General features: G+C 50.4%; 6 protein-coding genes. All 6 read right to left on the bottom strand.

The window, feature by feature from the left end; all coding sequences use genetic code 11:
- Positions 1–6: 6 nt before the first annotated feature.
- Positions 7–2,661 carry an AAA family ATPase gene (locus AC1WIP_RS07340; protein WP_481141240.1) on the bottom strand — a complete coding sequence of 885 codons (2,655 nt, stop codon included), beginning with the start codon at positions 2,659–2,661 and terminating at the stop codon, positions 7–9.
- A gap of 95 nt (positions 2,662–2,756) precedes the next feature.
- Positions 2,757–4,022 carry an L-cysteine desulfidase family protein gene (locus AC1WIP_RS07335; protein ID WP_481141239.1) on the bottom strand — a complete coding sequence of 422 codons (1,266 nt, stop codon included), beginning with the start codon at positions 4,020–4,022 and terminating at the stop codon, positions 2,757–2,759.
- A gap of 1 nt (position 4,023) precedes the next feature.
- Positions 4,024–5,502, bottom strand: a complete 1,479-nt coding sequence (locus AC1WIP_RS07330) for a Sapep family Mn(2+)-dependent dipeptidase (RefSeq protein WP_481141238.1) — start codon at positions 5,500–5,502, stop codon at positions 4,024–4,026.
- A 43-nt stretch (positions 5,503–5,545) separates the two neighbouring features.
- Positions 5,546–6,391 carry a carbohydrate ABC transporter permease gene (locus tag AC1WIP_RS07325; protein ID WP_481141237.1) on the bottom strand — a complete coding sequence of 282 codons (846 nt, stop codon included), beginning with the start codon at positions 6,389–6,391 and terminating at the stop codon, positions 5,546–5,548.
- The gene (locus tag AC1WIP_RS07320; protein ID WP_481141236.1) at positions 6,392–7,333 is read right to left on the bottom strand and encodes a carbohydrate ABC transporter permease; all 942 of its coding nucleotides are present in this window, start codon (positions 7,331–7,333) and stop codon (positions 6,392–6,394) included.
- A gap of 66 nt (positions 7,334–7,399) precedes the next feature.
- Positions 7,400–8,425, bottom strand: a 1,026-nt coding sequence (locus tag AC1WIP_RS07315) for an ABC transporter substrate-binding protein (protein WP_481141235.1), incomplete at its 5' end; no start/stop codon positions are given.

Here is an 8,425-nt window from a genome sequence, read left to right as displayed (position 1 = left end):
CTCCTATTATACACCATTGCGGATCAGACTTCCACCGCCGGTTTTATCTATGATAAGCTGCTGACTGATTCTCTCCCTAAGCTGCGGCACGTGAGAGATAATACCAATGAGACAATTTTGGCCTGCCAGGCCAAGCAAGGCATCACAGGCCTGGTCAAGACTTTCTGCGTCCAGGGCCCCAAAGCCTTCGTCCACAAAAAGTGTATCCACCCGGATTCCCCCGTTCATGGCCTGAATCACATCGCTCATCCCAAGGGCCAGACAGAGAGAAGCCTTAAAGGATTCTCCACCGGAAAGCGTCCTCACGGAACGGAATTTCCCGGTGTAATAGTCCATCACCTGAATCTCCAGATTGTCCTTTATCCTTCCGTCTCCCACTTCTCCCGCCCGGGACATCTCATAGCGTCCCGAAGTCATTTTCCCAAGGCGCAGATTTGCGGCTCTTAGGATTTCCTCAAAAAAGCCGGCCAGCACATACTGCTCGAACACCAGCCTCTTTGGGTTGTTCCCGCAGGCCATGTTCTCCAGATCCTTCACATAGCCGTATTCTTTTTCCGCCTCCTCCATACGCCTTCTTTTTTGTTCCATCACTTCCCTGGTTTTTTTAAGCAGGGCGCTCTGCTGTTCCCAAAGCCTGTGTCTGTCCAAAACGATGCTCTTTTTCTTCCTCAGCTCCTCCTGTATCTGCCTTGGCTGCTGCAGGTCCTGGATTTCCTTCTTTTTCACCTGACTGTTTAAATGCTCGTACAGCTCCCTTACAGCCGCCGTCCTCTTTTGATAGTCGGCAAGCTCCCTTTCCAGCTTCTCTCTTTCCCCAATAGGAAGTCTTGCGCGGCTGTATTCTTCCTCATTGGAAAAGCCATACTCTGAAAGCGCGCTCTTGAAGGCTTCCTTGGCCTCCCTGTGCCTTTCCATAAGCTCTTCTCCCTGGTCTTTCAGTCTTTTACAAGTTCTCTCCTTCTCCTGTAAAAGCCCCTTAATCTCTCTTGCCCTTCCGCACCGCCTGCTCAAAAGCGCCTCGGCCTTATCCGGTTCCATGGCAAGATATTCCAGGCAGATCTGATTTTGTTCCTCACTTAAGGCCTTCTTCCGCTCCGAAAGCTTCTCTTCCTTTTCCTCAATTCTGTGCCGCAGGTCGTCTGCCCGGCTCTTTCTCCCCGCCAGCTCTCCATGAAGCTCCTTCTGCTTCGCCTCCATATCCGTAATTATTTTCTTCTGCCGGGAAAGCTCTCCTTCAGCCAAAACACCTTCCTTAAGCTTTGCAGGAGCCGGATGTACCACGGAGCCGCACACAGGGCAGGGCTTCCCTTCCTCAAGCAAGGACGCCGCCAGCCCTATGGCCGACAGCCGCCTTTTCTGCTCCGCATCCTCATATTCCCTTTTCCGCTCCCAATATTCCTTCTCCTTTGCAAGGTAAGTCTGCTGCCCTCGTTCCAATTCCGCAAGCTGATCCGTAAGCTGGGCGTTAAGCTGCTTTAAAGCAAGGGCAAGCTCCTCTTTTTCCCTGGCCGTTTCCAAAAGCTCTCTGATCCGCATCTCTTGTCCCAGGACTGCCTCCAGCTCCCCAGCCTCTTTTTGCAGATGCAAAAGCTCTTTCTCCTGCCGCTTCTCCTCATCCCTGTTTTGCAAAAGCTGATCCGCAAGCTGCCTTTCTTTCTCCCGCACGCTTTCCACAAAAGCTGCATTCACAGCCCCTCTTAGTTTTAGCTCCCTCTCCGAAAACTCCCCAGCCCTTTCCTGCAGTTCACAAAGCTCTCGCCATGCCTGCTCCAGCTGCTCTATCCGGCGGTTCTCCTCTTCCCTGGCGCGAATCTCCTCAGTCTGCCGCTCCAGCGCTTTTTCCGCCTCCTCATACTCTTTTTGGGCAGAATGGGCATTTTCTCCCGCCAAAGCCTCCATTTTCTGCAGACATTCCTTAATTACCTCATAATTTCTCTCCTGGGTCTGTGTCAGGCGCTCAAGCTCCTTTGACGTCTCCTCTGGCCAGATATCCTTTTCCAGAGAGTGCGCAAGCAGACTGACATCTTCATCCAGCTTGCTTTTCTGCTCCATAAAGCTCCCATACAGCCTTCTGGAACGCATCCCCAGCTCCTGAGTGAATCTCTCATAGACTCCTGTGCCGAAAATTTCCCGGAAAATCCCTGTTTTTTCCCTGGGGGAGGCTGACAAAAATTTTGCAAACTCCCCTTGGGCGATCATGGAAATCTTTTTAAACTGCTGGTAATCCAGCACCAAAAGCTCCAGAAGGGCTGCATTTACTTCTCTCACGCCTTCCACAACCCTTCCGTCCGGCATAACAAGCACCGCATTCTCCTTCTGTTTCGTAACGCCGCCTGCTTTGGCCCGCTTTTTGGGTCTGTAATATTCCGGATTTCTTCTTATCTGGTAGGTTTTTCCACCATGCTCCATGACAAGCTCCACAAAGGTAGGCGTGCCTGCATCCGCGAAATCGCTTCGCACACTGCTTCTCTCCTTATCCCGCTCTGCTCCGCTCAAGGCCCCGTACAGCGCATAGGTGATGGCATCAAATATGGTGGTTTTTCCCGCTCCGGTGGCCCCCGTGATCAGAAAAATTCCGTTTTTCTCAAATTTGGAAAAGTCAACCTCCTCCCGGCCTCTATAAGGCCCCCAGGCGGACAAAATCAGCTTCTTTGGTCTCATAGCGCCTTCCTCCTTTGTCCATTATACGTCAGCTCCAAAGTTCATTGCAATATAAAAAGAGAGTGTCAAAGACACCCTCCAAATATGATTCCTTTTTATGATTCCAGCATCAGGCGCAGAATTTCCAAATCCGTCTGACGCATCCCCTCTCTTCCAATGTATCCCACACAGCTTACCGTCTCCTGCACATCCTCCTTCAAAATTCCGGTGTTTGGCTGATAGGATTTCCCTCTGGCCGCCAGGTTATGGGCCATATAGGCGGCATCCAGGCTGGAAGCAATCTTAGCCGCGCAGGAGACCTTCGCCCCGTCGCAGATGATCCCAGGCGTATCCGCCAGGGTATTGTAAATGGTCATCTTAATTTCCTCCAGGGAACCGCCGTCCAGATAGGTCATGGCCGCCCCGCTGGCGCAGGCGGCGGACACTGCCCCGCAGAAAGCGGACAGCCTTCCGATAAAGCTTTTCTGCCAGATGGTCAAAAGGGCGGAGAACACAAGCCCACGATACAGCTTTTCCTGCGTCGCTCCCTTTTCCTCCCCATAAACAATCACAGGCACAGAGGAAGCGATTCCCTGATTGCCGCTGCCAGAGTTTATGATCACGGGCAGGTCGCAGCCGCCCATTCTGGCCTCGGAAGCTGCTGCTGCCCAGGCCTTCATTTTGGTGCCGATGGAGTCAGGATAAGCTTCTTTAATGATCTTTCCGATTCCAAGACCATACTCTCCCTTAAGGCCCTCTTTTGCAATGTCCATATTATAGCGGATCTGCCGCTCTATCATATCCTGCACCCAAGAAAGAGGCACCGTATCCGCAAACTCCTTGATATTTTTTAAATTTAAAAAATCCTCTGAGGCTTCCTCAGGATCCTCTTTTTCCTTCTGGAAAAGCACCTGCCCGTCCCTTTTTAACAACACAATATTGGTGTGGGAGGAGCAGATCTCCACCTCCGCCTCATGGCTTTCTCCTCTTACCACCAGGCGGATATGCAGAGGATAGGGGCTTTCCAAAAGCTCCACCCTGCAGAAATTCTTTTTCAGAAGCTCCTGTACCTTTTTTCTTTGCTCCTGTGTAACCTTGGCAAGAACCTCCATACCCGCATCGGCGTCCCCCGCCTCCACGCCCAAGGTCACTGCCGCCTCAATTCCCACCAGGCACCCGGAATTGGGAATGGTCACACAGCGCACATTTTTAATTATATTTCCGCTGCAGTAAGCTGCCGCCTCCACGGGCTCTTCTCCCAGCACCTCCCTGGCCTTTGCCCCTGCAAAGGCCAGGGCAATAGGCTCCGTACAGCCCATGGCAGGCACCAGCTCCCTCTCAAGCAGCTGAAGCATTTGTTCTTTTATTTTCTCTGACAGCATTTTATCTTTCTCCTGTTTTTTGATCAAGGGCCAAAAACGCAGTCACATAAATCTTGACGGCATCGCACAGCCCCTGAAGAGACTGCACTTCGTCGCAGGCGTGTCCTCCTCCGTGCCCATTGGGAAGCTTAAGCGCTTCAAGAGCCTTTTTGTGACGAAGGTCCATAAGAGGCGTTCTGGGTATCCCCGGACCGAATCCCACGGCATTTTCAAAAAAACCGGCATAGGTATTTCCGCCCATCACATAGGGCTGTCCTGCTTCCCCGTACACCTGACGATAGGCGTTAAGTAATATCTTCATTTCCCGTGTATCCGGATCATGCACATATCCCTTTTTTACATTGCTTTCCGAAAGCCGCCACCCAAAGCCCTCTGCCTGTCTCTCTATCTTTTCTATCATACTATTTATATCTGCATTCGGAGGATAACGCAAGTCAAATTCCAGTGACGCCATCTTCCCGCCAAAGCAAAGCAGGGTGCCAGCGCAGGACATTTTCCCAAACACCGCATCCTCCAGAGCGATGCCCAGTCCTTCTCCATAGCCGTCGCTGCAGCTCTTTTTCAGAAACCCGAAAAAGCTTCTTTCCTCTTTTGTAAGAAGCAGGCTTTCTTCCCTTTCAACAAAATCACTGAGAATCCCGATGGGATTGACGCATTTTTCAGGAGCGGCCGCATGTCCGCCAATCCCTCTGGCCGTAAGATGCAGCTTTCCGTCCCGGTATTTAACAGTCATATTTCCAGGAAGCTCTCCCCAGGCGGCCTTCTCTCCCAGTCCTTTTGCCGGGAAGCTCTCCTGCTGTCCCCGCAATACCAGCCTTGCCGTATCTGCAACGCTGTTGGATACCAGTCCAGCCCCAAGGGCTTCTATGTGGGGCAGCTCTCCTTCATACAAAAGCTTCAGCCGGCATCTGCCCTTTTCCCCATAGCAGAGAGGAAATCTGCAGTCCGAAACAACTGCCAGCTTCGGCGATCCATATTGCTTTACATACCAGGCCGCATCCTCCATTCCTGTCTCTTCGCTCAGGCCGCACACCTGGCTTAACTGGTAATGCAGCCGAATTCCCCTTTCCTTTAAATACCGAAGGGCATACAGTACGGCCACTGCCGGTCCCTTATTGTCCGACACTCCCCGTCCGATGAGAAAGTCCCTTTTTAAGGTACATTCATAGGGCGGATAAACCCAGCCTTCCCCTTCCGGCACCACGTCCAGATGATTCCATATCTCGATCCTATCGGGAGAAAGCCCATCCGCCTTCTCATATTGAATCCTTACACATCTTCCGCCGCAGTCCTCAGTCCAAAAGCCGTATTTCTCCGCCATCTGGCGCATACGCTCCCCCGCTCTTTGGCATTCCCTCCCAAAGGGAAAATCCTCTGCAGACGACGTTTTCTCCTGTGTTTTTGCCACACTGGGAATCTCCACCAGGCTTTTTATGTCCTCTATCATTTCCGCCTTATGGCGGGCAATCCAATCCTCCATAATTCACCTCTTCTGCTTATATCATACCGATATCTGCCATCGCTCAGCCTTTTATGCCCGACGAGGCGATGCCCTCTACCAGATACTTCTGCAGCAGTATAAAAATCACTAAAAGAGGCAGAATCGACAATATGGACATAGCAAACATAGCGCCGTAATCGGAGGTGGAGGCCGGATCGCAAAACAGCTTGAGCGCAAGGCTCACAGGATACCGTTCCGATTTGTTCACATACAAGAGAGGTCCCAAAAAATCCTCCCAGCGCCAGATGAAGGAAAAAATTCCGCCCGTAATCAGTGCAGGCTTCATTAACGGCAGCACAATTCTGAAAAATATGGAATAATAGGAGCAGCCGTCAATTTTCGCCGCCTCATCCAAATCAGAGGGAAGTCCGTTTATAAAATTCATCATTAGATAGATGAAAAATCCCTGAGTGGCAAAGCAGTAAGGAACAATCATGGGAAGATAGGTTCCCACCCAGCCCAGCTTCTGGTACCATAAATATTGTGGAATCATTAAAATCTGTGCCGGAAGCATCATGGACACCAGCATGGCGCAGAACAAAATCTTTCTGCCTCTAAATCTGCACCGGGCAAAGCTGTAGGCCACAAAAGCCGAGGAAATCAGCGTGCCTATGGTGGCGGTTACCGCGATAAAGGCCGAATTTTGAAAGAAGGTGCCAAAGCTTCCCTTTGCAAAGCCCCGCCAGCCATTTACATAGTTTTCTGTCAAAAATTCTCTGGGGATCAGCTCTCCCGCCGTGTTGAAAATGGTGTCCGTATCCTTAAAGGAGCTGAAAAACATCCAAAGCAGCGGATAGATCATCACAAAGGCGCCCAGGGCTACGAATACATGATAAAAAACCGTTTTAATCCTCTTTTTCCTTTTCATCTACATTCCCCCTTCATAGACCCAGAATTTCTTGGTCTTAAACAAGATCAAGGTAATCAGGGAGATCAAAATCAGCATCACCCACGCCATGGCAGCTCCATAGCCCGTATTATAAAAGTTAAAGGACTGCTGGTACATATAAACCACATAAAACAGTGTGGAATTCATAGGCCTTCCCTGGGTGATGATAAAGCACTGGGTAAATGCCAGAAAGCCGCTGATCATCTGTATGATCAGGTTAAAAAAGATGGTTGGGGTGAGCAGGGGAAGGGTAATTTTGAAAAAGCTGCTCACTCCCCCTGCCCCATCCACCCTTGCCGCCTCATACAGCGTTACAGGAATCTGCTTTAAGGCCGAGAGGAATACCAGCATGGAAGAACCAAACTGCCACACGGAAAGCAGAATCAGCACCCAGATGGCCGTATTGGTGCTTCCCAGCCAGGAATAATGACTGTCTATGCCGATCCCCTGTAAAAGCCGGTTCACCGTTCCGTCCTCAGCAAACATTCTTTTCCACAGAATAGAGATGGCAACCGATCCCCCGATGATGGAGGGCAGATAGTAGGCCGCCCGGTAAAATCCGGTAAGCTTCGTGCCTTTTAACAGGATCATAGCCACCGCCAGCGCAAACACAAGCCTTAGGGGAACCGACACAAGGGCGTAGAAAAAGGTCACGGAAAGCGATTGGTAAAACTCCGGATCGTCCGTAAACATTTTGATGTAATTGTCAAATCCGATGAACCTGGGCGCTCCCAATATTTCAAATCTGCAGAAGGAATAATAAAGGGACATGGCCATGGGCACGATCATAAACAGGATAAATCCGATGATAAAGGGTAGAGCAAAAATAACGCCGGCAGTACTGTTTTTGTTCAGCCATTTTTTGAAACGGATGCCGGCAGTATTTGATTTCTTTAAAGCAGCTGTCTGCTTGCCCCTCATGGAAACTGCCTCCTTTCACGCACAAATGGCTGCCGCCTAAGCAGCAGCCATTTGGTCTCATTGCTTTTATTGCTTGTTGCTCAATATTTCATTTCCTTCTGTCAGAAGCTGATCCGCCGCCTCTGCAGCAGTCATTTCACCATAGCAGATTGCCTCCTCCAGCTTATAAACCACGTCGTAAACCTCTGTTGCCCCATTGGGTGATGCAGGGCTTACATCGGAGCACTGAGGGGTAACCACGTCATTGATAAAGGATACCACCGTCTGTTCCGCCTCGCTCATCAGAGGAGTGATTGCCTCTGCCACGTTGGAAGCCACGGGAACTCCTCTTTCTCCTAACAGAATCTCATTACATTCCACCGAATTGGTCCAGTAATTAATCACTTCCGCAGCCTCGTCGGGATGTTCGCTGTCAACGGAAATGGAGAAGAACATAGCAGGCTTTAAATAATTGGATTTCTGTATATCGTTAGAGGGCCATGTGGTAATGCCGATCTCCATGCCCTCCGGGGCCGCATTCACCGTTGCAGTCATATTGTTGGAGAAGTAGAAGGCACACCAGGACATTCTGTCAGGTGAGGAGCCATACACCAAAGGCTCCTGCTCCGGCTGTCCGATGGAAACCTCTGCAAACACGCTTGGATCGATCAGCCAGCCTTCCTCTTTGCCTGTGACATACAAATCGAAATAAGCCTCGATGGTTTCCTTACCTGCACCGATTTGTCCATCCTCGCCAAACAGCGTTTCCCCTGATGCACGCAGGAAATAATCCATAAAGGAGGTGCCGTTATTGTACTGCAGGTTCGTCTTGTAACCTGTCTTTTCATAAACCTCCCGGCACACATCCAAAAATTCGTCCATGGTCATATAATCCTTGATCTCAATGCCGTTTTCTTCCAGCAAGGTTTTATTATAAAGCAGCGCCGGTGCATTGACACCGATACAGATGGCGTAGAGCCCATCTCCCACACGGCCAAACTCCTGCACTGTGGAATCCACATTAGACAGATCAATCACGCCGGAATCCACATAGGGCTGTAAGTCAACCAGCATATTGTTGTCCACATACTGCTGAATGTAAGCTTTATCCAT

This window comes from Acetatifactor sp. (genome assembly GCF_982438285.1).
Note: the sequence above shows the minus strand (reverse complement) of the source record. Positions and strands in the feature narration are given on the sequence as shown.